Origin of the sequence: Halococcus saccharolyticus DSM 5350 (assembly GCF_000336915.1) — an archaeon.
Classification (GTDB): domain Archaea; phylum Halobacteriota; class Halobacteria; order Halobacteriales; family Halococcaceae; genus Halococcus; species Halococcus saccharolyticus.
Map to the genome: position 1 here is coordinate 1 of NZ_AOMD01000021.1, position 26080 is coordinate 26080.

Genomic DNA, 26080 nt, shown 5'->3' on the forward strand with positions numbered 1-26080 from the left:
GTCCCCGAGGCCGGGCTGCACGCCCGCCCCGCGTCCACGTTCGTCCGGACTGCAAACGAGTTCGACGCGGACATCGAAATCGCGCCCATCGAGGGCGAACCGGTGAACGCCCGGAGCATGCTTGCAGTGACGGGACTCGGAGTCGAGAGCGGCGAGGACGTCAGACTCTTCGTCGAGGGTGCAGACGCGGCGGCCGCGCTCGACGCGCTCGAAGCCGTGCTCTCGACGCCGGAGGAAAGCAGTGGAGAACGCGAAGACGGTGACGGGGGAACGGACGAAGTGGTGGAAGACGGGAACGGGACGGAGAAGGGATGAGGACGCTCGACGGCGTCGGGGTCACGCCGCAGTCCGGCATAGGCACAGCAACGTGGTACGACGACCGTGCGGACCTCCCGGAGCCTCCGGACCCCCACGACATCGATCCCGAAGCAGAGTGGGACCGCTTCGAGAACGCCCGGAACGAGGCGCGGACCGAACTCGAACGCGAACGCGAGCGCGTCGAACGGGCGGTCGGCGCGGAGGAGGCCGCGGTCTTCGAGGCGCACGTCCAGTTCCTCGACGATCCTCAGATCACCGAGAACATCGAGAGCGGCGTCGAGGAGGGACTGCCGGCCGAACACGCCGTCAAGCGGGCGTTTGTCGACGGCATCGAGCAGTTCGAGAGCATGGCGGGACGGACGGCCGAGCGCGCCGACGATCTCCGGGACGTCCGTGACCGTCTGCTCCACACCCTGACCGACGGCGAACGTGTCGACCTCGCCAGTCTCCCCGAGGGAACAGTGCTGCTCGCCGAGCGGCTGACGCCGAGCGACACCGTCCAACTCGACCCCGAGAGGATAGCGGGCTTCGCCACAGCACTCGGTGGGCGGACCTCGCATGCGGCGATCTTCGCGCGCGCTATCGGCCTACCGGCGGTGGTGGGCGTCGGCGACGCGCTCGCCGACGTCGAGGCAGGAACGGGGGTCGGCGTCGATGGCGAGGCGGGCACGATCCTCGTCGAACCTGACGACGAGTCGAGCGAGCGCCTCGCCGACGCGCGCGAGGTCACGATCCGGCACGAACCGGTCTCGACGACCGATGGGACGCACATCGAGGTGGCCGCGAATCTCGGACGGCCCGCGGAACTCGACGGCGCGCGCGCGGCGGGTGCGGACGGCGTCGGGCTCTTCCGCACCGAGTTTCTCTTCCTCGATCGCGACGCGCCGCCCGACGAGGATGAACAGTACGAGGCGTATCTCGAAGCGTGCACGGCGTTCGACGGGCGGGTTGTCGTGCGTACACTCGATGTCGGGGGCGACAAACCGATTCCCTACCTCGATCAGCCCGAGGAGACGAACCCGTTTCTGGGCGAGCGCGGCATCCGGCGCTCGCTCGGCCTCGATGGAGAGCTGTTCGAGACCCAGCTCCGGGCGCTGCTGCGAGCTGGCGCTGGGGCGGAACCCCTCTCGGTGATGTTTCCGCTCGTCGCCACAGTTGAGGAGCTCGACACGGCGCTCGACACGGTCGAGCAGGTCACCGACGACCTCGCGAACGAGGAAGTCGAACACGCGATGCCGGAGCTGGGCGTGATGATCGAAACGCCGGCGAGCGTGCTCGTGGCCGCGGAACTCGCCGCACGCGTCGACTTTCTCTCCATTGGGACGAACGACCTCGCGCAGTACACGATGGCCGCCTCGCGGGAGAACGAGCGCGTCGCGACCCTGCACGACGCGCGCCAGCCATCCGTACTGCGCGCGATCCGCCGGACGGTCGAGGCGGGCCACGAGGCGGGCGCGTGGGTCGGGATGTGCGGTGAGATGGCTGGCGATCCCGCCCTCACCGAACTGCTCGTCGGACTGGGACTCGACGAACTCAGCATGAGCGCCGTGACGATCCCGGACGTGAAGGCAGCAGTAGCGGAAATCGATCGCGAACGGGCGCGTGAGCGGGCCGAACGCGCGCTCGTGGCCGAGACGAAAGACGACGTGCTTCGGGTTCTCGACGACTGACTCTCCTCATTTCGAGACCAACGCGCCGGCTGCGGACGAGTGGCCGACGGCCCGAACGGACAATTTGGGAGTTACCGTATCGGGGGTGTGCTTACCGTGCTCACCCGCTTTCGAGGGTGGAAAACCGACGAGGTTGCCACAGAAAAGACGGAAACGGCTGTGTTTTCTCGAAACGGCGGTGGAAGAGCCACGAATGCTCGCAAGAACTTTGATCCGCCGGTCCGTGAGAAGAAGTGGCATGAAGAAACTGATCAACGAACCGTCGGCCGTCGTCGACGAGATGCTCGACGGGATGGTCGCGGCCCACCCCCAGCAAGTACGACGACTCGACGGGGCCGAGGTGCTCGTTCGGAACGCCGCGCCGGTCGAGGGGAAAGTGGGGATCGTCAGCGGCGGCGGGAGCGGCCACGAGCCGACCCACGCGGGCTACCTCGGCCCGGGAATGCTCGACGGCGCGGCTGCGGGCGAGATGTTCACTTCGCCCACTGCCGACCAACTGGGAGAGATGATCGGGGCCTGTGACGGCGGCGAAGGCGTCCTCTGTGTCGTCAAAAACTACGAGGGCGACGTGATGAACTTCGACACCGCCGCGGAGATGGCCGACATGGAGGGCGTCGAGGTCGTACAGGTCGTGGTGAACGACGACGTCGCCGTCGAGGATTCGCTGTACACCTCGGGTCGGCGTGGGGTCTGTGGGACGATCTTCGTCCACAAGATCGCGGGCGCGAAGGCCGCACAGGGAGCGCCGCTCTCGGCGGTAGCGACGGTCGCCGAGAAAGCCATCGACCGCGTCGGGACGATGGGGATGGCGCTCACCTCGTGTGTCACTCCGGAGAAGGGCGAACCCACGTTCGAGCTGGGTGACGACGAGATCGAACTCGGCATCGGCATCCACGGCGAGCCAGGGACGGAGCGCACGGACGTGATGACGGCCGACGAAGTCGCCGATCACCTCACCGAAGCAGTGCTTGCGGACCTCGACCTCGACGCGGGCGCGGAGGTGGCGACCATCGTCAACGGGATGGGCGGGACGCCCCTCTCGGAACTCTACATCGTCAACCGCCGGGTGCAGGAGGTGCTCGGCGAGCGGGAGATCGAGACACACGAGGCGTGGGTCGGCGACTACATGACCTCGCTCGACATGTGTGGCTGTTCGGTCACCGTCATGGAACTCGACGAGGAGCTGAAGGAGTTGCTCACGTCCTCGGTCGACACGCCGGCGCTGACGGTGGCCGAGTGAACGCGCTCGGACCGTCCGGACGACGGGCGTCGAGCGGAATCGTGCCCGGAACCGGATCAGGACCGGATATGGGCTGGAGCGGTCTCCACCAAGCGCCCGGCACAAACGCTTTGACGCTCTCCCGACAGTAGGCGGTATGGCAGACGAGGACGCACAGCGCGAGGCGCTGCTTGACGCCATCGAGAACGTCGCTGCGCGGTTGGCCACGGAGAAATCACACCTCACCGAACTGGATTCGGCCATCGGCGACGCCGACCACGGGGCGAACATGGACCGCGGGTTCGCGGCCGTCGTAGAGGAGGTCGAGGGGGTGGACGATGCGTCGGTCGCCGAAATAACCAAGACCGTCGGGGTGACGCTCGTCTCGACGGTTGGCGGGGCGTCGGGACCGCTGTACGGCGGGTCGATCATGTCCGCGAGCGGGGAGTTGGAGGAAGGGATCACCGCCGAGACGGCCGTCGCGTTCGCGGAGGCCTACCTCGAAAAAGTACAGGATAGAGGCGACGCGCAGGTGGGAGCGAAGACGATGGTCGACGCGCTCACACCGGCGGTCCACACGTTCAAGAAATCGATAGAACAGGACGACCTCGATCCCCTCGAAGCGCTGGCGAAGGCGGTCGACGCCGCCGAGCGCGGGGCGCGATTCACGACCCCGATTCGAGCGAAGAAGGGCCGCGCGTCGTATCTCGGCTGGCGCTCCGTCGGGCATCGCGATCCGGGCGCGACGAGCACGCTGTTCATCCTCGAAACGCTGCTCGCGACGGCCGAAGACCACCTCGACGGCGGTGTGGAACGCGACGCGGTCGCGCCGACGACGCCCGACGAAACTCCCGACACCGACGGTGATAGAGTGGATGGCGAGGGAACGGACGCGGAGGGCGGGTAATCGATGACCGGACTCGTGGTGGTTTCACACAGCACGAAGGCCGCAGAGGGCATCGTCGAGATCGCCGCCGAGATGGGTGGCGAGCGCGCGCGCATCGAACCCGCCGGCGGCGATCCCGAGGGGGGCATCGGAACCACCGTCGAGAAGATCGCGTCGGCCATCGAGCGCGCGGCCGACGGCGACGGGGTCGTGGTGTGCTGTGACCTCGGCAGCGCGGTGATGAACGCCGAGATGGCGATCGAGACCGCCACGATCGACGAGGAGATCGTCATCGCCGACGGCCCGATACTGGAGGGGGTGCTCAACGCCGCCGTCGAAGCGACGAGTCCGCAGGCCACGGTGGAGTCGGTCGTTGCGGCCGTCGAGGCGGCACGCGAACACTGAGAGGGCGACGACCACCGGTGTTTAAGCGCCTCGCGCGTGTGGGTTGGTCCGCGATGCCAGACGTCCATCTCGACGAGGACACCGTCGACCGGCTCGATCGCCTCCGCGTCGACGAAGAGTCCTACGACGAGATCGTGACCGAACTCATCAATATCTACGAGACAGAAGAGCGCACGCTGTTTCGTGGCGGTAGTCCCTAGCTCTTCGCGCTCGCGCGGATGTCGTCCCACTTTCCTCGCTCTTCGAGGCGTTGCTGGAGTTCGTCGGCGTAGCGTTGGGTCAGTCGCTCGGCGTCGTCGATCCGCTCTTGGTCGGTGCCACCGTCGCCGCCACCCATCCCGAGCGCGCTCTTGATCGAGCCGAAGACCCCACCGTCGTCGCTTCCGCCCGATCCCTCGTCGCCCATCGCACCCATTCCGCCCATCCCGCCACCCACGTTGTCGAGTTCGGGCATGATGTGCGGGAGATTATCGGTGTTCGCGACGAGACGATCTTCGCCCCCTGTTGACTGTTCGACTTCGAACTCGACGGCGGTCATGATGAGTCCCCACTGCTGGCGGGAGAACTGGGAGTTCTCGACTGTCGAGGCGAACTCCTGATCGACAGCCATCCGATCGCCGGCGATCCTGTCGCTCCACTCGCGGTCGCTCATGACCGGGGTTGGACGGGGGTGCGTATCAGGCTTCCGTGCACGGCGGGTACGGTTGCGGTAGTGGTGTGGTTGCGGTGCGGGCCTGGCGGATGAAGGGCGAGCGAACGGAGTGAGCGAGCGGGTTTTTTAGTCCACCGGAAGATTCGCTTCGCTCGTCTTCCGAGCCTTGCTTCGTTACGCTCAGCAAGACAGGTTTTTACGAGTAGCGAGGGACGCGAAGCGTCCCTCGTACCGTGCGAGCGGGCCGAGGGCCCGCGAGCAGAGAGCGGTGCCCGCAGCGCGAGCGAAGCGAGCGCGAGGACACCCGACGTGGTTCGAAAGGCGCTTCGCGCCTTTCGTCATGCCGAGACGGCTTCGCCGTCTCGTAGCAAAATAAAAAGTGGGCCTTAGAGTACCTGGTCGATACTCTCGTACTCTTCGGTCGTGACACCCTCGTCGGTGATCGTGGAGACGATGATGCCGTTACCGCTGGCGGTGTCGCGCTCGACCGCACTCTTGACAGCGTGTGCGGCGACCGTTTCGGCCTCGTCGTTGCTCAGGCCCTCCTCGTACTGCTGTTCGAGGACACCGTAGGCGAACGGCGAGCCCGAGCCGGTCGCGTTGTAATCCTCTTCCATGACGCTGCCCGAGGGATCGATACTGTAGATATGACTCCCCTCGTCGTCGACACCGCCGAGGATCGGGTGCACGATGAAGAAGGCACCACTGCGGAGGAAGTTCGAGGTCAGCGTCGAGAGCGCCTGCATACTCATCTCCTCGCTACGGCGGGCCTCGTAGAGGTCGACCTCCGCCCGGAGGTTGCTGATGAGCGCTTGGGCCGGACTCACCGCGCCGGAGATGGTGAGCGCCCCGCGAGGGTGGATCTCGGCGATTTTCTTCGCCTGCTTGCTCGACACCATGTTGCCGAAGCTCGCGCGGCGGTCGGTGGCGAGCACGACGCCCTCGCTGGTCGTGAGGCCAACGGTGGTCGTGCCCGTCTTGGTCATCTCCGATTTGTCCATCTCGGGCTCGGGGAGCGTGCCGAGCTCCGGCCCGTAGACGTCCTCCGACGTCTGCAGACTAGGCTGAGAGAGGTTCTGGCCGTCGGGAAGCTGAGGCATACGTCTCGTTCGTCCCGGACGCTGATAAAGCCAGTCTTTCACACTCGGATTGCCGATTCGGGCCGCAGGAGCGAGTGGTGTTACTCGTCGGTCGCGCCTTCGTGGGCCTCGCCGAGTCGGTCGACGAGTCGTCCGATCGGGAGCGTCATGCCCAGTCGTTCGGTGAGTAGTGCGAGCGGGAACGTGACGATACCGAGCACGAGGGCGCTCTGATACGCGGCGAACAGGGTCGTGCGGCGCAGCCGTTCGATCATGTCGTCACCCGAGGGACCGACAGAGACCTATATAACTATTTCGAGTCGCTGAACCGCTCGTATCGAAAGTACACTGCCGCAGTCGTGCGATTCAACTATTTTTGATCGCACCACAAGTACACCTGACCTCGGTGACGTCCGATCCGAATCGCTGGTGTTGATCACCGTTGTCGTCGCGATAACTTATGGACAGCATCGCGTTCACGTGCGCGTCGGAACGAATCACGTCGCACCGGATCGTCACGACCGGCGACGGAACCGCAAGGCACGTCACGCCCCGGAGCAGATGGGAGATATGAGCGATTATCTCGTGGCGATGGAGGCGGCATGGTTGGTCCGGGACGTCGACGACGTCGACGACGCGATCGGGGTCGCGGTCAGCGAGGCCGGCAAGCGACTCAACGAGCGCGATAAGTCCTACGTTGAGGTCGATGTCGGCGCGACTGGTTGTCCAGCCTGCGGCGAGCCGTTCGACTCGGCGTTCGTCGCGGCCGGTACCGCGATCGTGGGGCTCGTCCTCGAAATCGAGATCTTCAACGCTGACGGCCGCGAGCACGCCCAGCGGATCGCGAAGAGCGAGGTCGGCGGCGCGCTGCGGGACGTGCCCCTCGACATCGTCGAGACCATCGAACACGATCCAGAAGAAGACGCGGAAGCGTAGGCCATTGAATGCGGTGCGGCGGTAGTGCGGAGCGACGGGAACCTGACGGATCGAGGGCGAGCGCCTGAGCGGTTCTGCGGTGCTGTGCGGTGGCGGTAGCGGAGAGCGTAGCAACTGCACCGCGAACGAGCCGGAGGCGAGTGAGCGGGGTTTTCGATCTACCGGAAGACGTTCGCGTCTGCCGAGCCTTCGCTCGCTTCGTCTTCGCGCGGCAAAGCCGCGCGAACAGTCCGCGGGACCGGAGATCCCGCGCTACTCACGAAGACATCTTTGTGAGGAGTTGAGCGCGACCGCAGGGAGCGCGAACCCCTGAAGTAAATAGGTGGGATCAGGAGAGGTGGGCGGCCACGTCGGCCTCGGTGATGATCCCAGCCATTCGCCCGCTCTCGACCACGATCACGGCGTCGTGGTGATCGAGATGGGTATCGACCGCGTCGAGCGTCGCGTCGGGGGCCACAGTGGTAATCGACTCGCGCATCACGTCGGCCACCGGGAGCTCGGCGGCGTCGTCGGTTCCGGCGCGGCGGATGTCACTGTTCGAAATGATCCCAACTGGGTACTCGTCGTGGACCACCGGAAGCTGGGAGTAGCCCGCCTCACCCATCCGTTCGATGGCCTCTCGAACGCTGTCGTCGGGGGCGACGTGAACGACCGACTCGCCCATCAGGTCGCGCGCACGGCGAATCCCGCCCTCGGCGGCGTCGAGCGCGGTCACGATCCGCCGGAGCGTCGAGAGCCGCGGATCGACATCCCCGCTCTCGATCCGCGCGATCAGCGGCTGGGAGACCCCTGCCCGCTCGGCGAGCGCACTCTGGGTGAGATCGACCTCGTGACGGCGTTCGCGGAGGTCGTCGGGCGTCGGCAGCTCCATGTCCGGCGATAACTACGGGTAATGAAAAGCCTTCCGGGTCTCCACTTTCTTCGTCGGGTACGCTCGATTCGTTCGCAGCCCAACACCTGACACTCCACGCGACCGCAACCGCCACCGCACGACACCGTCCGAGCCCTCGATCCACCAGGAGAGCTTGCTCTCCTGAGCCTCGACTCGCTTTGATCGTCGAGACGCCGAGGTCCGCCCTGCGACCGCACCGCTACCGCAACTCACCGCCACCGCACCCGCCGGCCGACGGCCGGCAGCGACGCGCCTTTGATCTCCACCGACGAAGGGAAGCCAATGCGTCGAGCGCTCGCCGTCGCGGCCTGTTGCGTTCTCGTGATCGGGGCGACACCGGCGAGCGCGCACGGCCAGCACCTCTCGGCGGACGCACAGTACGCCGACAACGGCACGGTCGTGATCGAGTCGCTGTTCACCGCGACCGGCGGCTTCCTCGTGCTCCACGCCGACGACGGTGGCGAGCCCGGCGCGCCGATCGGCCACACCCCGATCGAGTACGGCTACGAGACCGGGCTCACGGTCAACGTCAGCGACGAGGCGTGGCAGGCGTGGAACGGTCCGCGGACTGTGTGGGCGGTGCTCCACCTCGACGACGGCGACGGTGAGTTCGACCCAGCCGACGACGAACCGGCACCGGCCTTCGGCGGCAGCGCGAAACAGTCGTTCGCCGTCGGCAAGCGCGCAGCCGGTCCGGCGAGTGTCGTCGCGTCCGGATTCGGTAGCCAGCCAACGAACAGTTCAGTAACGATCGAACGGGTCGCGCTCGGTCGTGACGGCGCGGTCGTCGTGCGCGCCGATCGAGACGGCGAGCCGGGCGCGGTCGTCGGGCGCACCGCGCTCGCCGCTGGCGTCCACGAGAACGTCAGCGTCACTCTCGATCGGTCGTACTACCGTGATCAGGACTCACGCTTCGGGCTATGGGCTACCGTTGCGGAACGCGGATCACCCGTGATGATCGATAGTGGGCCCGTGGCGAGCGACTTCACCGTCCGAAAGGCCGCCAACACCACCGAAACTGACGCGACGACGGCCACAGCGACGAGCGCCCGCTCTACGACTGGGACGAGCGAGGCGTCGACGACTGAAGGACCGGGATTCGGCCTCGCGGCAAGTGTGCTCGTGATCGCCGGAACTGTGGCGCTCGCGCTGGCCCGCAGACGACGGCGGTGAGTCGACGGACTGGGGACGTTCGACGCCCGTACCAGAACCGGCTTTTGGCTGTGGTCCGTAGTTCGGGCGATGCCGTCCAGCCCCGATCGTGGTCTATCGCGACGCGAGTTCGGCAAGGCTGCCGTCGCGCTCGGCGGGGCGAGCGCGCTCACGGCGTGTCTCGACCGCTTCCGGAACGAGCCCGAAGAACCCGTCCCGAGCGGCGTCGCCAGCCTCGAACAGCTCCCGACGCGTCAACATGCGTGGCGCGACCGCATCCGACTCGACGATCACGGCAACGCACTCCTTCCGCGCCACCAGATCCTGCTCTATCTGAACCTCGGTGTGGATGGTCCCCCGGGAACGGACGCCCGCAACACCGTCTCGGCGGCGCTTTCGACGCTGGACGAGGCCTACGAACGGAGCCACGAGGGACTCCTCCACTCGATGGCGTACTCGCCGGCGTACTTCGATCGGTTCGACGCGTCACTTCCTGACGACCTCGACCTCCCGCCGCCGCGCCGGCTCTCGGCGTTCGAACAGCCCGATCTCGACACCCAGGACGCCCTGCTCCACCTTGCGAGCGACCGAGCGGACGTCGTGCTCGAAGCCGACGAGGCGCTCACCGGCGACCGCGAGACCGCGAACGGCGTGACCGTCGATGCTCGCCTCACCGATGTCTTCTCGGTCGATGCACGCCGGACCGGATTCGTCGGTGCGGGGATGCCCGCCGAGCGCCAGGGAGAACTCGAAGGGATTCCCGATTCGGGACCAGTACCCGAAAAATCGCCGCTGTTCATGGGATTTCAGGCGGGTTTCCGGAAGAACCAGGCGAGCGAGGACTACGTCACCCTGAACGAGGGCCCCTTCGCGGGCGGCACCACCAAGCACGTCGCGAACATTCGCCAGCGCCTCGACGACTGGTACGGCGAACAGGACTTCGACGAGCGCGTGATGGAGATGTTCTCCCCCACCCACGCCGAAGAGGGTCTCGTCGAGGGTGTCGGGAGTAGTTTGGGAGCCGACAACGGGCTCACCCCTGCGATGATCGACAACATCGACGAGGCCGCCCGCGAGTTCGGCCGTGTCGGTCACGCCCAGAAGAACGCGCGTGCGAACCGTGATCCCGACGGGAACGTCCGCCTGCTGCGCCGGCACTTCGAGTCGACCGACGACGACATCGCGAGCCTCCACTTCCCGACGCTCCAGCGGGGGATCGGGGCGTTCGAGGAAGTGCGGAAAGCGATGAACGGTGTGGACCTCACGGCAGCGACGCCAGCAGTCCGTCAGCGGGTCAACAACGGCATCCTGGAGTACATCTTCGTCGAACACCGCGGGAACTTCCTCGTGCCGCCAATGGCGCTCCGCGCGCTGCCGACGCCGACTGGCGAGTGATTCATCCGCCGGCCTCGGGCGTGCCGCGCCGCTCGACAGAGCTTCGGATCAAGCTATGGATGCATCTCGTAACCAAAATGTCGAATTGAGATTGTTTTTGACACCGTACGAGATATAGGATGCGTATCTTGCATATTGAATACGCTCAATGGCGGAAGTAAGATCGGCGACAACTGGACGCAGAACCACGCGGCTTCGCGTATTTACACCTCGCCTGCGGCTTCCAGTTTGAACCGCTCAATGAATTCTTTGACAACGGACATGCGACTTTCAGCGATACGGTGACCAGGCTCCGTATACATTCGGTCTGGAAGTGAGAGAATCTTCTTATGAAAATGGTTCAGTTGTGTTTGGCCAGCTACAGTCTTGTCCGATTCAATCGGTAACTCTGGATCGTAGAGCGCTTGACCATGCTCTCCACCAAAAGAAAAGCAGCGGGCGATTCCAACTGCTTCAAGCGCGTCAAGATTATCAGCGTCACACAGCAATTTTGCCTCTACCGTCTTCGGCTCGATATCGTTTGAGTAGCGGTGTACTCGGATGCAGTGATTCACCTGCTCGATTTTCGTTTGCTCCAAACCAACATCGGAAAGGATGGTATCTGCCTCCTTAGCACCCCAGATAGCGTGATCATCAATCTGTCCCTGATCTTCGCGCATGCGTCCGATGTCGTGTAGCAACGTTGCTAACCGAAGAACCTGCTCGTTAGCATCGCTCCGTTCGGTCAATAGTGTTTCAGCGAGTCCTTCGACCCGCTGAACATGATACCAATCATGGGATGGAGAAGCCCCCTCAAAATAATTCTGAGCACAGTCGCGGACGGTTGCAATCGTCTCCATATCTCCATGCCTCAATGGTTTCTCATCAAAGCCTGCCATGTACAGTGAAAGTAAATTCTGCGTTCTGAGAGTACTTTTCCAACACTGTTCTCGGTCGGAGCCAAGCAGTTGTTGGCAAGAGTCAGATCAATGAATAAGAGGCAAGAGATAGAGACAGTGGCCAGGTGCGAGATACACGCTCTCCATCTTGCACGAGATTTATGTCAGGGAGAATTTCTTACCCTAGTGCACAGTGCGATCGACTCATGATCTGACGGTTGAAACTCCACTCAGTCGAGTTCGAGATCGCGAACAGCGACACCGGAGCCATCCTCGACGTGGCCGACCACGTGCCCGTCGGTCGCGTCGGCGAGGCGGTCGGCGTCGTCCGGATCGAGCGCCGCGACGAACCCCATCCCCATGTTGAACGTCCGGTACAGCTCCTCGTTGCCGACGTTGCCGGCCTCCGCCACGAACTCGAAGACATCCGGGACGGGTAGTGGGTCGGTGATCTCGTACCGGAACGACCCCATTCGCGAGAGGTTCGTCCAGCCGCCACCGGTAATGTGGGCGGCAGCGTGGGCCGCGTGGTCGTGGAGCGGGTCAAGCAGGTCGGCGTAGATTCGCGTCGGCTCCAGCAACACCTCGCCCACCGTCCGGTCGGGATCGGGTGGGAACGGATCGTCGTACTCGCCCGCGCGGGTGGCGGCCTCGCGCGCGAGCGTCAGCCCGTTCGAGTGAATCCCCGAGGACGGGAACCCAACGAGCGCGTCGCCGGCCTGTGCACCATCGAAGAGGTCGGACTCTTCCGCGAGGCCAGCGCACGTCCCCGCGATGTCGAGACCGCGAACTACCTCGGGCATTACGGCGGTCTCACCGCCGACGAGCGCCACGCTCGCGCGCTCGGCCCCAGCCGCGAGCCCCTCGCCGATCGCGGCCGCGGTCGCGTCGTCTGGCTCGTCGACCGCGAGATAATCGACGAACGCTACCGGCTCGACTCCGGCGGCCACGAGGTCGTTCGCGTTCATCGCGATGCAGTCGATCCCGACTGTGGAGTAGTCTCCCATTGCCTCGGCGACGAGGAGTTTGGTGCCGACGCCGTCGGTCGCCAGCGCGAGATACTGGTCGCCGAGATCGACGAGACCGGCGTAATCACCCTCGGCGTCGTCGTCTCCCACTGCCCCGACGAGCGCTGCGGTCGCGGCCTCGCTCGCCGCGATGTCGACGCCCGTTTCGGCGTAGGTGAGTTCCTCCTCGTCGGTACTCGCAGGCGGCTCGTCGGACTCGTCGGTCATGGCGGAAGCGGCGCGGAGCGCGGACAAAAGCGCACCGGTGGCGGGCTCTCTCGACCTCTGTCCGAGTCACGACGTTTTTCCGTCCCGACGGTCACGCTCGTCGCGTTCCGGATCGCGCTCGGCGGGGTCGCCGTGACCGCCGCCGCCAGGCGTCCGCACGATCACCTCAGTTCCTGCCGCGACGTCCTGAGTGGTTTTCGCCGGCACCGTCTCGCCGTCGATCAGGTTCTCGCCAGTCGCGCCGTCCTCGCCGCCGTCGATCCCCCGAGGCGCGACCCGACGGCGCTCGGTGAGCAGCGAGACGGTCGCGTCGACGCCGAGCGTGACGACACGTTCGATCCCCAACCCGCCGCGATAGCGCCCCGCTCCCCCGCTCCCCGGCCGGAGCGCGTAGCGCTCGACGCAGAGCGGGTAGGCGGCTTCGAGCGCCTCGATCGGCGTGTTCAGCGTGTTCGTCATCCCGACTTGGACGCCGTCCATCCCATCCCCGTTGGGCCGTCCGCCTGCGCCGCCCCCGATGGTCTCGTAGTAGGTGAACCCGTCGTCGGGGTCGTCTCCGTCCGCCCCGGATCGACTGCCGACGACGAGGTTGTTCATTGTTCCCTGGCCGGCGGCCGGCACGGTCTCGGGTGCGGCGTCGGCGAGCGCGGCGAAGATCACGTCGGTTACGCGCTGGCTGGTTTCGACGTTGCCCCCGACGACGGCGGCCGGTGGCTCGGGGTTTAGCACCGATCGCTCGGGCGCAGTAATTGAGATTGGATCGTAACACCCCTGGTTTGGCGGGATTTCCGGGTCGGTGACACAGCGCAGGACGAAGTAAACCGCGCTTTTCGCCACCGCGAGCGGTGCGTTCAGGTTGCCAGTGACTTGGTCTGCCGTACCGGCGAAATCGACGTTCAACTCCCCGCCGTCGATCGTCACCTCGACCTCGATCGGCACGTCCTCGTCGGTTACACCGTCGCCTTCGAGGATATCGTTCGCCGCGTAGGTGCCGTCCGGCAATCCTTCGAGTTCGGTTACCATCCGGTCGTGGGAGTAGTCGATCACGGCGTCGAATGCCGCGAGCAGCCGATCGTGGCCGTAGTCGGCGAGCAGCGAGCGGAGGCGCTCTCCGCCCCGGCGGTTGGCTGCGATCTGAGCGCGGAGGTCTGCCCGGCGTTCGCGGGGGTTCCGGACGTTCGCGAGCACGAGCGCCATCACGGCAGCGTCGATCTCACCATCCGCGACGAGGCGCGTCGGGGGGAGCCGGAGCCCCTCCTGGTGGATTTCGCGCGCGCCGGCTGGCATGCTTCCCGGGACCATTCCGCCGACATCGGCGTGATGGGCGCGTGAAACCGCGTAGCCCACGATCTCACCTGCGGCCGATCCGCGCTCTCCATCCGCTCCGTCCCCTTCGTTGACCTCGTCGTGTGCAATCGGCGAGACCATCGTCACGTCCGGGAGATGGGTCCCACCTTCGAAGGGGTCGTTGAGCACGAACACGTCGCCCGGTTCGGGATCGTGTTTGAGGACGGCGTCGACCGCCTCTGGCATCGCACCGAGATGCACAGGTATATGTTCAGCCTGAGCGACGAGCCGTCCGTCCGCGTCGAACAGCGCGGTCGAGCAGTCCTGGCGTTCCTTGATGTTCGGCGAGTACGCGCCCCGGATGAGGACGTCGCCCATCTCGTCGGCGATGCCTTCGAGCTGGTTCCGCACGATTTCGAGCGTCACCGCATCGAGATCGTTCACATCGTCGGTGCTATCCGTGCTCACGATCCGTCCTCCTTGGTGCAGACGAGCGCTCCGTCGTCGGCAATCACGCCACTCCACGACGGCAGCACGACCGCGGTGCTCTCGTCGGCTTCGAGGATCGCTGGCCCGTCGATCTCGCGACCGGTCGCGAGCCCATCGCGCGCGTAGACCGGCGTGTCGTAGCGTTCGTCGCCGAAAACGGCCGTTCGATCGCCCGTTCGTGGATTGCCCTCGCCGGCGTACGCCACGGTCTGCGGCTCGCGCTCGACAGTGGCGGCCGTCCGTAGCGTGACGAGTTCGACTGTGTCGTCCATCCGGTAGCCGAAGGCGGTCTCGTGGGCGGCGTGGAATCGGGCTTGGAGGGCATCCGGATCGAGGGGATCGTCGACCGGAACAGTGAGCTCGAAGCTCTGACCGACGTACCGACAGTCAGCCACCCGCTCGATCCGGGCGGCCGATGGATCGGCGATGTCGGCGCACACCTCGTCGACGAGGTCGTCGTAGATCTCTTCGACCGCAGCGGCGTCGAGTGCATCGAGCGGTGTCCGGTGGGTCCGGACTGCGTCGTGTTTCTCGTCGGCCGCCAACAGCCCGTAGGCCGAGAGCACCCCACAGGCGCGCGGGATGACAATGGTCTCGATCCCGAGTGCGTCGGCGAGCGCGGCTGCGTGCATCGGCCCCGCGCCGCCGAATGCCGCGAGCCCGAACTGCCGGGGATCGTGGCCGCGCTCGACAGTTACAGAACGGATCGCCCGCGTCATCGCCGCGTTCGCCACTCGATAGACGCCGCGGGCAGCAGCCACTGCCCCGTCGAGGCCGGTAGAACGCGCCTCGCTACCGAGATCCGCCTCCTCGGCGAGTGTGGCGAGCGTCTCGCGAGCTGCCGCCACGTCGAGTTCGAGTTCGCCGCCGAGCGCGGAGCCCTCGCCGATGTAACCGAGCACGACCGCGGCGTCCGTCACCGTCGGATCGGTTCCGCCGCGGCCGTAACACACCGGCCCGGGATCGGCACCCGCACTCTCGGGGCCGACTCTGAGCGCGCCGCCTGCGTCGACCCACGCGACCGAACCGCCGCCCGCGCCCACGGTGGTGAGATCGACCATCGGCGTGCCGATCGGCCGGTTCCCGATCGTGGCGTCGGTCGTGCGCTCGATCTCGCCGTCGCGGACGAGACTCACGTCCGATGACGTGCCGCCCATATCGAACGTGATCAGCCCGCGAAGGTCGCTCGTGTGTTCGTCGAGGTGTGTGCCCGCGGTCGCGTCGGCTCCGACGACGCCGGCTGCCGGTCCCGAGAGCACGGTGGTGACCGCGTGCTCGCGCACCGTGGCGGCGTCGGCGATCCCGCCGTTCGACTGCATCACTTTGGGTGCCGGTACGCTGAGATCAGCAGCGCGGGATTCGAGTCGGCCGATGTAGGCGTCGATCGTCGGCGTGACGTATGCGTCGGCGACGGTGGTCGCGGTGCGCTCGTACTCGCGGAATTCGGCGAGCACCTCGTGAGAGGCCGAGACGTGGACGTCGCACTCCCCGCGGAGCACGCTCGCGACCCGCTCCTCGTTCTCCGGGTGGGCGTAGGCGTGGAGCAGACAGACCGCAACGCTCTCGATATCGTCATCGTCGAGTCGGTCGGCGAGATCGCGGATGTCGGCCTCGTCCACCGACGTTTCGATCCCGTCGACGGTCGCGCGCTCGTCGATCCCGTACCGCCGCCGACGGGGGACGAGCGGTGCGGGCTTCTCGGCGTCGAGATCGTAGAGCGCGGGGCGGTCCTGGCGACCGATTTCGAGGACGTCGCGGAACCCCTCGGTCGTGACGAGTGCGGTCTTCGCGCCGGTCCCTTCGAGAAGTGCGTTGACCGAGACCGTCGTACCGTGGACGAACGAATCGATGTCGTCGGGATCGATGCCGGCCTCGTCACAGGCTTTCCCGATCCCATCGACCACCCCGACGCTCTGGTCCGCGGTGCTCGGAACCTTCGCGGTCGTGAGTCCGTCGTCGGTCAGCACCACCACGTCGGTGAAGGTACCGCCGACGTCGACAGCGAGACGGGCTCCGCGGGTCTCGGAAGCGAGACGTGCTTCGTGGGCCTCGATAGCCGAACGTGTTCCATCGTCGGCATCGGTGTCGGTGGCCCGATCGGCCGTCATGACCGACCGAACGACGGCAGTGGGTATGGGTTTTGGCCTCTCTTAGAAACCGAGACCGAACCGGAAGAGGACGAACACCGCCGAGCCGGCGCTCACGACGAACGCGATCACGAAGACGACGACGCTCCACGAGAGCACCTTTCGGCCGTCGAGCGGACCGAACGGGAGCATGTTGAACCCTGCCAGGAGAAGATTGATCCCGACGCCGAACGCGCCGATGTCGCCGAGAAAGTCTCCCGAAAAGAGCGCGAGCGGCGCGAACCCGGCCGCGAGCACGAGGTTCGTCACCGGGCCGGCGAGCGCGATCAGACCGTTCTGTCGTTCGGTGATCCGGCCGCGGTGATAGACCGCGCCGGGGGCGGCAAACAGAAAGCCTGCGAACGCACTCGCGATCGCGATGAACAACATCCCGTAGTCGGCGCGGAAGTGGGCGATCTGGCCGAAGCGCTGGGCGACGATCTTGTGGGCGAGTTCGTGGAGCAGAAATCCGATCCCCGCCGTGAGCATGCTGAGCGCGAACGCGTCGACGATCACCGGTGAGACGAGCGACCGCGGGCGTCCGGTTGCGAGCCCGGCTCTGACGATCCGCCCAGCCTGCGGATCGAGAAAGAGCGCGAACGCGAACCCGAGCGCGATCCACGCGATCGCGAGGTCGATCAGCTCTCGTCGGGCGAACCTCACGCAGAATCCCTCCGGCTCACGTCACTGTCTCCCAGATGAGATCGGCGCTGTTTCGCGCCCCCTCGAGCATCAGTTGGGTGATGTCGACGCTGGCGGAGAAGTAGGGGAGCACGACCGAGAGGAAGAGGAAACTCGCGACGATGCTCCCGACGTTGGTCAGCGCGACCACCGCGATCAATCGGAAGAGAGCGACCTCCTGGAGCCGATCGAGGAGTTCGGGGATCGGGGCCTCCTCGTCACCGAGGATCTCGTTCAGCGTGCTGATGTCGCCGATGTTTACGTCCAGATAGCGGAGCTCGACGTAGCCCGCGAACCAGCCGGGTGCGAGCAGCGGGTTCACGCTGGTGAGCCACGCCACCAACCCCCCGACACCGGCACTGGTCCAGTGTGCGCCTGCGACGCGGGCGAGTGCGGCCGCAAAGACGCCGTTGATGAGGAACCACGCGCCGAACAGCCGGAGGAGGAACTCGTTGCGCGCGCCAGCCATCGCGAGCAGGACGAAGAAGGCGAGAAAGCCGAGCGTGAACAGGTAGCCGACGATCTTGTAGGGAGAGAACCGGACGCTTGATTCCCGACCGACGAGTTCCTCCTGCGGTGGCAGGAGCTCCGGATCGTCGAGGTAGCGCTCGATCCCGCTTTGGTGGCCTGCACCGACCACCGCGACCACGCGGTGGCCCGCCTTGCGGAGTTCCACGAGCCGGTGGGCGATGAACGCGTCGCGCTCGTCGATCAGCGCCTCCGCACCGCCCGGCGAAAAGGCTCGGAACTCCTCCAACATCGCGCCGACGACGTCCGCGTCGGTCAGGTCCTCCATCGCCAGCTCCTCCTGTTCGCCCTCCTCGGGGGCAGTCAGCACGAACAGGCCGAGAAAGAGCAGTGCGACGCCGAGACCCAGGGCGCTCCCGACCAAGAGGAAATCGACCGCCGAGGCGACGAATCCGGGCAGTGCGAGACCAGATGGGATGACGAGTGGGCCGAACAGCGCCTCCAGCGGAAAGCCGACGATCGCTCCCACCGAGAGGCCGAGTCCGAGCGCGACCGCTGATGGCGGGGCAAACGCCAGCGGGAGGCTCGACAACATCCGGAGTTTCTCGATCCCGGTCATCCGGGTCCAGAACCGTTGGACCGTCACCTGGATATCGCGATCGACGAGCGCTATCCCGAGGCCGAGGTCTTCGGCGGTCTCGATCGCCGCGAGCATGTCCGCCCCGGGCGTGATGTCGAACTCGTCGCCGAGCCTGGTCTGCACGTACGAAAGCAGCCAGTACGCGAGGAACTGAAAGACGGTGTTCCCGCGGAGGAGGTCGCCGGCGTCGAGATCGTCGGGCTCTTCGCCTTTCATCTGGCGGTAGCGTCCCTCGTCGATCTCGACCGCCACGATGTCCGGCCGCTCGTCGGCGATGGTGCGCTCGACCTCGTCGACGCTGTCGGCCGAGACGTGGGCAGTGCCGACGACCCGGACGCTGCCCGGTCCGGCTCCAGCGGCGGAGCCGGAACCGGAATCAGCGTCCCCGGTCGTCGCTGAATCGCTCATTGGCGAATCCATGGACCCCGGTTTCTTACCCCTGTCGGGATCGATGTTCGCCGTCGGTTTGCCGTTGCCGGCGAACGGGTTCGTCGTGCAGGCGCTCGGCCGTCACCGAGTCAGCAGCACGATCCGGGATGTCGTGGAATCGGGATCACTGACGATGGCACGCGACAAGCGGAAGCCTACGGCTGTCGCTGCGGGATCTCGTTTCGTGAAAGCGCGGGAGGGATACGGACAGACGATGCCACGCCGTCGTCACCTCCCGCGTTCCGACTGGCGATGACTACGCCAATCGGGTACGTTCATATTTCGTATACTGTGAAGAAGTTTTCGACACAGTACGGCAGCGAGTAAGACGATACGTGGACGAACACAACGGCGAGGGGCAGGGATTCGCGTGGTCGTCGCTTACTGGCCCTCGCCGGCGAGGGCTTCATCCCGTAGGCGTTCGCCCCTGTCGGAGCTGACACCGAGTTCGGGGACGGTCGTCGGCTCGCGGTCGTCGTCGATGGCGACGTACACGAAGTACGATTCCGTTGCTTTCTGCTGCTTTCCGTTCCGGAGGTTTTCCCGGTAGACCTGTAGCCTGACTCGCACGCTCGTTCGCCCGGCACGGTAGACGTACGACTTGATGAGCGACGTATCGCCGACCTGGATCGGTCGCTCGAAATCGACTTGATTGATCCGAGCGGTGACACACGAGTTGCCGGCGAACCGCATCGCGCTCATCGCGCCAACCTCGTCCATCCACTTCAGGACGTGACCACCGTGGGCGGTCTGGAGGTTGTTCGCGTGGTTCGGTTGGACCATGACCCGGTTCTCGATGTACGTCTCTTCCACGTCGATCATGACGGCCGTTCGGCCACGATCGGAATGAGCCTGCTGGATTCCGCCGGCGTCCGTGTTTGGTCGCCGTTCGCCGACCGTGGCGAAGAACGCTTATCCGCAACGCTCGCTACGCTCCGGTATGAGCCTCGACGTCGAGACGCCACCACCGCCCGAGCTCGCCACCGGCGTCGACGCCGACGCGTACGACGATGCCGACGTGGGTGGCGACGAGTACCGCCGCGAGGAACTCGCCGGGTTTCTCGCCGAGGGCGCGTGGGAGGAGGCGTTCACGGCGTGGCGGGCCGAGACAGACGTGACCGAGACCGAGTTCGCCATCGTCCGCGACCTCGATCTCCTCGCCCGATTCGACTTCTTCTGGGATGACTTCGCCGATCGGGTGGGGTATCACGCGCCCGGTCTGCCCGAAGACTGGAAGGAACGCGACCTCCACCCTGATCTCGACTCGTGGCAGCGGGTGTCGTCGATCAACGCCGGGCTGACCGAACTCGGTCAGACCGTCTGTGACGTGCTGAAGAGCGAGTACATCGACTGGGAGGCCGACTACGACGCACCCGACGACCTTCCGGATTTCTGATTACTCACGCGAGACTGCGAGGTTTTGGAGCGGACCACCGCACTCCGGACACGGTCCGCTCTCCTCGTTACCAGCCACCCGGTTGTGACAGTCCATGCACTCGTGGTACGATTCCTCCGGGCGATACGGGTCGGTTCTGACCATGCATCTCCGACGACACCGATCAATTAAAGTGCTATGCTATAACACGCCAATGATGTGCAAATTCACTAAACATGTATACACATCATAGAACACCGACAACGACGTTCATCTCTCGACAGACGACGGAAAATAACTGTCATTCGTTCAATGCTCGTCGGGTTGGATACGACTTTGAGCATCTCCGCACTCCTGATGGGAGTCGTGACCAGCGTCGGCGGATGATCCGACCGAGTGGTTAAGAGCTATCGTGTCGTACGGAAGCACATGAGTGCTGATCTCGTACCGCCACGCGAACGCGAGTGTGTACGGTGTGGCCGACAGGAAGCCTGGGATGAGGACGCGTCGACGTGGACGATCGACGACGATGCGGTCGGTCGCGTCTACTGCGTTCACGAATGGGATATCAACGGAGAGTACAGTCCGTTTCGATAGCACTGGTGGTTGTGCTCCGCTCTGACGTGATTCTTGCCAACTTTCGACACCTTGTGGATGTTCCTGAGACGACAGCGGTGTCTCGCTGCCACGTCCAGTCCGCCAACAGTTAAGTCCCCGTCGGCGTATGGCCGGGTATGGATGCGACGCCAGCGGAGATCGGCTCGCTTGTCGGCCGCGAGGTGTATTCGAACAACGGTGTGTTCGTCGGTGAGGTCGAAGACGTCCGTATCGACCTCGATCACGAGGTCGTCACGGGGATCGCGGTCGGGGGACTCAATCGGGAAGTGCTCGGCGGACGCGCGCGCAACGCCGGCGGCGTCATCGTCCCGTTCCGGTGGGTGCGCTCGGTCGGTGACATCGTGCTCGTCAACGACGTCATCGAGCGCCTCCGCGAACCCGAGACTGAAAGCGAGACGGAAGCGACCGCCTAGCTCCCGTTCTCGTCGACGCCCATCGCCGCGAACAGCTTTCTCCGGACTGCTTCCTCGGTGAGCTGAAGCAGCGTCTCGCGGTTGTCGTCGCTGGTCTCGATCCCGGTGAAGATCCCGAGCGGGATGGCGACGGTCGCGTCGGTCGAGTGGCCCACGGCCTCGCCGATGTCCTCGAAGGCGTCTTCGAGGATGTTCCGGATGTTGAGCCGGATGTCCTTCGAGCGCGCCGAGAGGGTGATGCGCTCGTCGTCGATCGCGAACACCGCGGTCGTGGTGACACCCTCCAGATTCAGGAGATGTTGGGCGGCCTGGCTGAGCGCGTCACGGTCGTGGATGAACCCCGCGTTCGAGACGAGATGCGAGCCCCGCACCTCCCGATTGCGGATGGCCTCGGCGAGCACGTCGAGCGTCTCGGGGCTCATCGATGGCGACTCGACCTGCTCTAGGGTGTCGTGGTCGGCGAACGGGTAGAGATACGAGGCCGCCGTCAGATCCGCTGGAGTCGTATCGCGCTTGAAGTCCAGCGTCTCGGCACGGATGCCGTAGAGCAGCGCGGTCGCGACGGTGTCGTCGAGCCCGAGGTCGAACTCCTGGACGTACTTGGTCAGGATCGTCGAGGTCGAGGAGACGTTCGAGCGCACGTCCGTAAACGCCGCCTCGTAGTCGGTGTCGGGTTCGTTGTGATCGATCAGGATGTCGACCGGGCGCTCGATCTCGCGTTCCATCGAGCGGGCGTGATCGACCAGCGCGAGCGTGTCGTACCCATCGAAATCGACCTCGTCGCGCGCGAGCAGTTCGACGCCGATCAGGTTGACGAACGCTCGATCCTCCTGGTGGCCGATCTCGCCGTCGTAGAGGATGTCAGCCTCGATCCCGCGGGCCTCGGCGATCGCCCGGAACGCGACCGCGCTCGCGATCGAGTCCGGGCCCGGGTTGTCGTGGGCGAGGATCGCGAGTTTCGACTCGGTCGCGTCGATGACGTCCGCGAGCTGGCCCGCCTTGTGTTCGAGTTCGCCGGTTTCGAGCGCCCGGAGCGCGGCGTCGGCGATCACCTGGGAGGGGTTGATGACGGCGTCCGCGCCCGCCTCCCGGAGTTCGTCGGCGGTGACCGGATCGGAGGCCCGCGCGACGACGAACTGGTCGTCGCCGCGGTCGCGGATGCGTTCGACCGCGGCTTGGTTCGCCTCGATGTCGGTCGAGAGGATCAACACCACGTCGCGGTCCGCGACCGCCTCGGGAACCTCCTCGTCCGCGATGTCCGCGGTCTTCGCGTTCAGGTCCTGGTCACGCAGCGCCTCGACTCGGCCGTCGTCGGCGTCGATGATGAGAACGTCCTTGCCCTCGTCGGCGAGTTCCTCGGCGACGGCGTAGCCGACGCTGCCACAGCCGAGGATCGCGTACGTGGACATCGAGGCCATCGTGATGCCCGTGCTCATTACCTCCGGTCAGTCGTGGGGCTACTTTATTCCTGCAGTTCGTTCCGGCCCGTCTCGTGCGTGGCGGGCACGACTTCAAAGGAAACGTATTTGACTGGGGCCGGGTAATTCCGAATCGTCAGGGCCGGTAGCTCAGTTAGGCAGAGCATCTGACTCTTAATCAGACAGTCGGGGGTTCAAATCCCTCCCGGCCCGCTATGTTGTCCGAATGTGGTCTTTTTCGGGTTCGTACACCTCACCACGAGTTCGGAACTTCTCTATTAGATTTTTAGCCATTTCACGTTCAATACCCGCGTTTGCTGCGCTGTCGAGCACGTTCTCTATCGGTGCTCCATTGCTGGTTTCATCTTGAATCTCGGTGATTATTCTCTTCATTCCTTTTATTTCATCTCGATTATCATCTACAACCCCTGTTCCGACAGTATCGGTGTCAAATGGTACGGTTTCACAACTTATTTCGAGTGGAGAGAGCGTCTGGCTAGCAACTTCGACATCTTCCACAGTGACTGTGTCTGAGAGACGCATCCGAGCACTTGCCTGCGCAGAAGCATGCAACGAACGGCTAGTCGAAATGCTCACATCTATGACGTCTGCTTCATTCCATCTTTCGATGATCTCTTCGGCTTTCATTTGGGCCTCGTCAGTCATTTGTGGCTTCGGAAACTTCCGAATAGAATAGGCGATATAGGCAGTCAAGTCGCTGATTGACAGAGTTTCGATTTTGGATGATTCCAGCCCAGTAAAGTTGCGGGGAAGTGTAATTTCACCTCGATCCGTGTTCAACCAGGCTTTGGCGTCGAACACCTCAAAAACCGCAGGCTGAAGTGGGATTTGTTCATCAAGTGATTCGTATTCGTCGACTTTTCCGTATTTTACTGTGGACGTTGCCAAACAAGAGAAATTGGCCTCATATTCATTATGATGGTCCGCTTCAGTTGCAGTTACTCTCTGCTGTTCAAGTGGCTCAATGAGAGAATCTTTTCCGCTCAACTGAGCTATTCTGTCAAGGGCGACTACTCCGTTTGGACATTCAGTAAGTACGCCTCGATGTGTTCGTCCGCCGGAGTTGTATTTGCCGATAAGCCCACCTCTAGTCGCGGTACTGTAATTCACATACGTTGAAGGCTCTGCGAGGTTGAGCACCTCATCAAGCACTTCGGTTGCTCGGTCTCCTGCCTCGGTAATCAACAAAACGTGGAATGGATTGTCTCCACGAAAGAGTTGAAACGCAATCGCCAACTTAGCAGCCGGAGAGACAGGGTGACCAGATGGGATACTCTGAGTTAGGATCGAATACACATCATTGGTTTCGGCTAGTTCCGTGAATCGGATACGTTCTCCCTCAGTAATCGGTTGTTTGTCATTTATTCCTTCATTCGATTTATTGGCCTTTTGACTTCGGAGATTGATGTCTGAAGTGGCGTACCGCTCCAGTATATCGTTCGCGTCGGCCTCATTGACCAGAGAGATGATTGTATCGGGACCAACGAGCTTGACGTTTGCTTCCTTGGCAGACTCATGTGCTCCATCAGAAAATCCGCTCGTCGTCACCAGCAGAACTTCGTCTACATTTTGTTTGTGGTGCAGGTACGAATACTGCTGTACGTGACGGCGGAAAAGCTGGCCGCTTCGCTGCTTGGCCTGAATTAGCTTCTTTTGGCGATATGGTTCATCTCGCGTGGCGATAACGTCTATTCCGTCATCACCTGAGGCGACAGTTGTCGCCGTCTGCCACCCCAATCGTTCCCACAGTTCCGCAACAAAATCCTCGAAATCACGAGGGGTGATGGATGAAAGTGCCTCATAGAAATTTCCGACAGCTTCGTTCTCAGTCATGAATGCTACATGAACGAGCAGACACAATAAACGATAGGGCGTCAGGTGTAGGTGATATTTCTGTACTAACTATCCGGGCTGTAGTTCGGCGCTTCGTCGGTAATCACGACGTCGTGGGCGTGGCCCTCGGTCTGGCCCGCCGAGGAGACTCGGACGAACTCCGCACGGCGCTTGAACTCGGGGATGGTTCCAGCACCCACGTAGCCCATCCCACTTTTCATCCCGCCGACGAGCTGGAAGAGTTCGCTCTCGACGCTGCCCTTGTACGGCGTCGCGGCCTCGACGCCCTCGGGAACGAAGTCCTCGTCCTCGTCGGCCTCCTTGAGATACCGATCGCCGCCGCCGGACTGCATCGCGCCAACCGAGCCCATCCCGCGGTACTGCTTGTAGCGCTTGCCGTTCATCGTGACCACGCGGCCGGGCGCTTCGTCGGTCCCAGCGAAGTACGATCCCAACATGACGGCGTCCGCACCCGCCGCGATCGCCTTGATCGCGTCGCCCGAGTAGCGGATACCGCCGTCGGCGATCACGGGAATGTCGTGCTGGCTGGCGACGTCGGCGACCTGGGCAACGGCGGTGATCTGGGGCATTCCCGCGCCCGTGACGACTCGGGTGGTGCAGATCGAGCCCGGACCGATGCCGACCTTGATCCCGTCGGCGAACTCGACGAGCTCTTGGGCGGCCTCACGCGTCCCGACATTGCCAACCACGACGTCGGCCTCGACGCCGGCGGCGAGTTCGCGCGCACTGTCGATCACGTTGCGGTTGTGGGCGTGCGCGCAGTCGATGAACAGCACGTCGGCGTCGGCCTCGTCGACCGCGGCGGCGCGCTCTTTTTCGAAGGGACCGACGGCGACCCCGACTCGCAGACGACCATCGGCGTCGCGCGCGGCGGTGTCGTACTCGCGGCGCTGGAGGATGCCCTGCATCGTCACCAATCCGACGAGTCGGTCGCCGTCGTCGACGATCGGGACGCGCTCGATCTTGTGCTCGTACATGAGTTCGAGCGCGTCGCGCGCGTCGACGTCCTCGGGAGCGGTGATGACCTCGTCGGTCATCGCCTCGCGGACTTCGTCGCGGTCGCCGACTTCGAGGTAGGGACGGATGTCGGTCCCGGAGATAATTCCCAACACCTCGCCGTCGTCGTCGACGACTGGCGCGCCGCTGACGCCCTCCTCGTCCATCATCTCGTCGACCGCTCGCACCGTTTGATCGGGGCTCGCGGTAACGACCTCGCGGATGATGAGATCGTCGGCGCGCTTGACGCGCTCGACTTCGTCGACGATCTCGTCGATGTCCATATTTCGGTGGAGCACACCGAGCCCGCCCCGGCGTGCCATCGCGATCGCGAGATCGCTCTCGGTGACGGTGTCCATCGCGGCCGAGAGCACAGGAACGGAGAGTTCGACCGATGTCGAGACACGCGTGGCCGTGTCGGCGTCGTCGGGCTCGACACGACTCTCCTTCGGCCGGAGCAACACGTCGTCGAACGTCAGCGCTTCCGGAACGCGGAGTTTCTCGGAGAAGGGTTCCGCTCTGTCGCTTACCATGTAAACGGTCACCGT

Annotated in this window: 27 protein-coding genes and 1 tRNA gene; 13 read left to right on the forward strand and 15 right to left on the reverse strand. The window is 64.4% G+C overall.

Annotation, left to right across the window (positions count from 1 at the left end; all coding sequences use genetic code 11):
• The 6 genes from C449_RS08290 to C449_RS18305 all read left to right on the forward strand — a co-directional run.
• A partial coding sequence (locus C449_RS08290; RefSeq protein ID WP_006077538.1) for an HPr family phosphocarrier protein occupies window positions 1-315 on the forward strand: 315 nt, incomplete at its 5' end.
• Complete coding sequence (gene ptsP, locus C449_RS08295) at window positions 312-1988, forward strand: phosphoenolpyruvate--protein phosphotransferase (protein ID WP_006077539.1); 1677 nt, start codon at window positions 312-314, stop codon at window positions 1986-1988. The genes C449_RS08290 and ptsP, both read left to right, overlap by 4 nt.
• Window positions 1989-2226: 238 nt before the next feature.
• Window positions 2227-3228, forward strand: a complete 1002-nt coding sequence (gene dhaK, locus C449_RS08300; protein WP_006077540.1) for a dihydroxyacetone kinase subunit DhaK — start codon at window positions 2227-2229, stop codon at window positions 3226-3228.
• A 136-nt stretch (window positions 3229-3364) separates the two neighbouring features.
• Complete coding sequence (gene dhaL / locus C449_RS08305) at window positions 3365-4114, forward strand: dihydroxyacetone kinase subunit DhaL (protein WP_006077541.1); 750 nt, start codon at window positions 3365-3367, stop codon at window positions 4112-4114.
• Window positions 4115-4117: 3 nt separating this feature from the next.
• Entirely contained in the window at window positions 4118-4498 is a 381-nt protein-coding gene (gene dhaM / locus C449_RS08310) for a dihydroxyacetone kinase phosphoryl donor subunit DhaM (protein ID WP_006077542.1), read from the forward strand.
• A gap of 53 nt (window positions 4499-4551) precedes the next feature.
• Complete coding sequence (locus tag C449_RS18305) at window positions 4552-4698, forward strand: DUF7557 family protein (RefSeq protein ID WP_006077543.1); 147 nt, start codon at window positions 4552-4554, stop codon at window positions 4696-4698.
• Here C449_RS18305 and C449_RS08315 read toward each other — a convergent pair.
• From C449_RS08315 to C449_RS18310, 3 genes are all read right to left on the reverse strand, one after another.
• Entirely contained in the window at window positions 4695-5150 is a 456-nt protein-coding gene (locus C449_RS08315) for a DUF5799 family protein (RefSeq protein ID WP_006077545.1), read from the reverse strand. The genes C449_RS18305 and C449_RS08315 overlap by 4 nt on opposite strands.
• A 386-nt stretch (window positions 5151-5536) precedes the next feature.
• Entirely contained in the window at window positions 5537-6250 is a 714-nt protein-coding gene (psmB, locus tag C449_RS08320) for an archaeal proteasome endopeptidase complex subunit beta (protein WP_006077546.1), read from the reverse strand.
• A gap of 80 nt (window positions 6251-6330) precedes the next feature.
• Window positions 6331-6504, reverse strand: a complete 174-nt coding sequence (locus C449_RS18310) for a hypothetical protein (protein ID WP_006077547.1) — start codon at window positions 6502-6504, stop codon at window positions 6331-6333.
• Window positions 6505-6799: 295 nt separating this feature from the next.
• Here C449_RS18310 and C449_RS08325 point away from each other — a divergent pair, with 295 nt between their 5' ends.
• Window positions 6800-7165 carry a DUF555 domain-containing protein gene (locus tag C449_RS08325; protein WP_006077548.1) on the forward strand — a complete coding sequence of 122 codons (366 nt, stop codon included), beginning with the start codon at window positions 6800-6802 and terminating at the stop codon, window positions 7163-7165.
• A gap of 328 nt (window positions 7166-7493) precedes the next feature.
• Here the strand turns inward: C449_RS08325 and C449_RS08330 are convergent, their stop codons facing one another.
• Entirely contained in the window at window positions 7494-8036 is a 543-nt protein-coding gene (locus C449_RS08330; protein WP_006077549.1) for a CBS domain-containing protein, read from the reverse strand.
• 303 nt (window positions 8037-8339) lie between these two features.
• Here C449_RS08330 and C449_RS08335 point away from each other — a divergent pair, with 303 nt between their 5' ends.
• Together C449_RS08335 and C449_RS08340 are read left to right on the forward strand one after the other, a co-directional pair.
• The gene (locus tag C449_RS08335; protein WP_006077550.1) at window positions 8340-9230 is read left to right on the forward strand and encodes a DUF7282 domain-containing protein; all 891 of its coding nucleotides are present in this window, start codon (window positions 8340-8342) and stop codon (window positions 9228-9230) included.
• A 69-nt stretch (window positions 9231-9299) separates the two neighbouring features.
• Window positions 9300-10604: a DUF7405 family protein gene (locus C449_RS08340; protein WP_006077551.1), complete on the forward strand. Its 1305-nt coding sequence runs from the start codon at window positions 9300-9302 to the stop codon at window positions 10602-10604.
• 203 nt (window positions 10605-10807) lie between these two features.
• On the opposite strand, the gene C449_RS08345 is transcribed toward C449_RS08340, so the two are convergent.
• The 7 genes from C449_RS08345 to C449_RS08380 all read right to left on the reverse strand — a co-directional run bounded on the left by C449_RS08345 (window position 10808) and on the right by C449_RS08380 (window position 19659).
• Window positions 10808-11482: an HD domain-containing protein gene (locus C449_RS08345; protein WP_241430096.1), complete on the reverse strand. Its 675-nt coding sequence runs from the start codon at window positions 11480-11482 to the stop codon at window positions 10808-10810.
• A 230-nt stretch (window positions 11483-11712) separates the two neighbouring features.
• Complete coding sequence (gene purM, locus C449_RS08350; protein ID WP_006077553.1) at window positions 11713-12717, reverse strand: phosphoribosylformylglycinamidine cyclo-ligase; 1005 nt, start codon at window positions 12715-12717, stop codon at window positions 11713-11715.
• Window positions 12718-12783: 66 nt separating this feature from the next.
• Window positions 12784-14472 carry a hydantoinase B/oxoprolinase family protein gene (locus tag C449_RS08355; protein ID WP_006077554.1) on the reverse strand — a complete coding sequence of 563 codons (1689 nt, stop codon included), beginning with the start codon at window positions 14470-14472 and terminating at the stop codon, window positions 12784-12786.
• A complete protein-coding gene (locus tag C449_RS08360; RefSeq protein ID WP_006077555.1) occupies window positions 14469-16601 on the reverse strand; it encodes a hydantoinase/oxoprolinase family protein in 2133 nt (710 codons plus the stop codon). Before C449_RS08360 ends, C449_RS08355 begins: the two co-directional genes overlap by 4 nt.
• 42 nt (window positions 16602-16643) lie before the next feature.
• Window positions 16644-17282: a hypothetical protein gene (locus tag C449_RS08365; RefSeq protein ID WP_006077556.1), complete on the reverse strand. Its 639-nt coding sequence runs from the start codon at window positions 17280-17282 to the stop codon at window positions 16644-16646.
• 16 nt (window positions 17283-17298) lie between these two features.
• Window positions 17299-18816, reverse strand: coding sequence for a TraB/GumN family protein (locus C449_RS08370; protein WP_006077557.1), 1518 nt, complete (start codon window positions 18814-18816; stop codon window positions 17299-17301).
• Between the two features lie 402 nt (window positions 18817-19218).
• Window positions 19219-19659: an acyl-CoA thioesterase gene (locus C449_RS08380; RefSeq protein ID WP_006077558.1), complete on the reverse strand. Its 441-nt coding sequence runs from the start codon at window positions 19657-19659 to the stop codon at window positions 19219-19221.
• Window positions 19660-19777: 118 nt separating this feature from the next.
• Here C449_RS08380 and C449_RS08385 point away from each other — a divergent pair, with 118 nt between their 5' ends.
• Window positions 19778-20233, forward strand: coding sequence for a hypothetical protein (locus tag C449_RS08385; protein ID WP_006077559.1), 456 nt, complete (start codon window positions 19778-19780; stop codon window positions 20231-20233).
• On the opposite strand, the gene C449_RS17805 is transcribed toward C449_RS08385, so the two are convergent.
• Complete coding sequence (locus tag C449_RS17805) at window positions 20234-20377, reverse strand: rubrerythrin-like domain-containing protein (RefSeq protein ID WP_006077560.1); 144 nt, start codon at window positions 20375-20377, stop codon at window positions 20234-20236.
• Window positions 20378-20641: 264 nt separating this feature from the next.
• On the opposite strand from C449_RS17805, the gene C449_RS18315 reads away from it, so the two are divergent.
• Together C449_RS18315 and C449_RS08390 are read left to right on the forward strand one after the other, a co-directional pair.
• The gene (locus tag C449_RS18315; protein WP_006077561.1) at window positions 20642-20809 is read left to right on the forward strand and encodes an HEWD family protein; all 168 of its coding nucleotides are present in this window, start codon (window positions 20642-20644) and stop codon (window positions 20807-20809) included.
• 137 nt (window positions 20810-20946) lie between these two features.
• A complete protein-coding gene (locus C449_RS08390) occupies window positions 20947-21243 on the forward strand; it encodes a PRC-barrel domain-containing protein (protein WP_006077562.1) in 297 nt (98 codons plus the stop codon).
• Here the strand turns inward: C449_RS08390 and C449_RS08395 are convergent.
• Window positions 21240-22679, reverse strand: coding sequence for a DHH family phosphoesterase (locus C449_RS08395; RefSeq protein ID WP_006077563.1), 1440 nt, complete (start codon window positions 22677-22679; stop codon window positions 21240-21242). The genes C449_RS08390 and C449_RS08395 overlap by 4 nt on opposite strands.
• A 121-nt stretch (window positions 22680-22800) precedes the next feature.
• Here C449_RS08395 and C449_RS08400 point away from each other — a divergent pair.
• Window positions 22801-22874: transfer RNA gene (locus tag C449_RS08400), tRNA-Lys, on the forward strand.
• Here C449_RS08400 and C449_RS08405 read toward each other — a convergent pair.
• Together C449_RS08405 and guaB are read right to left on the reverse strand one after the other, a co-directional pair.
• Window positions 22875-24515 (reverse strand): restriction endonuclease, encoded by a 1641-nt coding sequence (locus C449_RS08405; RefSeq protein ID WP_049913981.1) that lies wholly within the window; start codon window positions 24513-24515, stop codon window positions 22875-22877.
• A 65-nt stretch (window positions 24516-24580) separates the two neighbouring features.
• Window positions 24581-26065 (reverse strand): IMP dehydrogenase, encoded by a 1485-nt coding sequence (gene guaB / locus C449_RS08410; protein WP_006077564.1) that lies wholly within the window; start codon window positions 26063-26065, stop codon window positions 24581-24583.
• Between the last annotated feature and the right edge of the window lie 15 nt (window positions 26066-26080).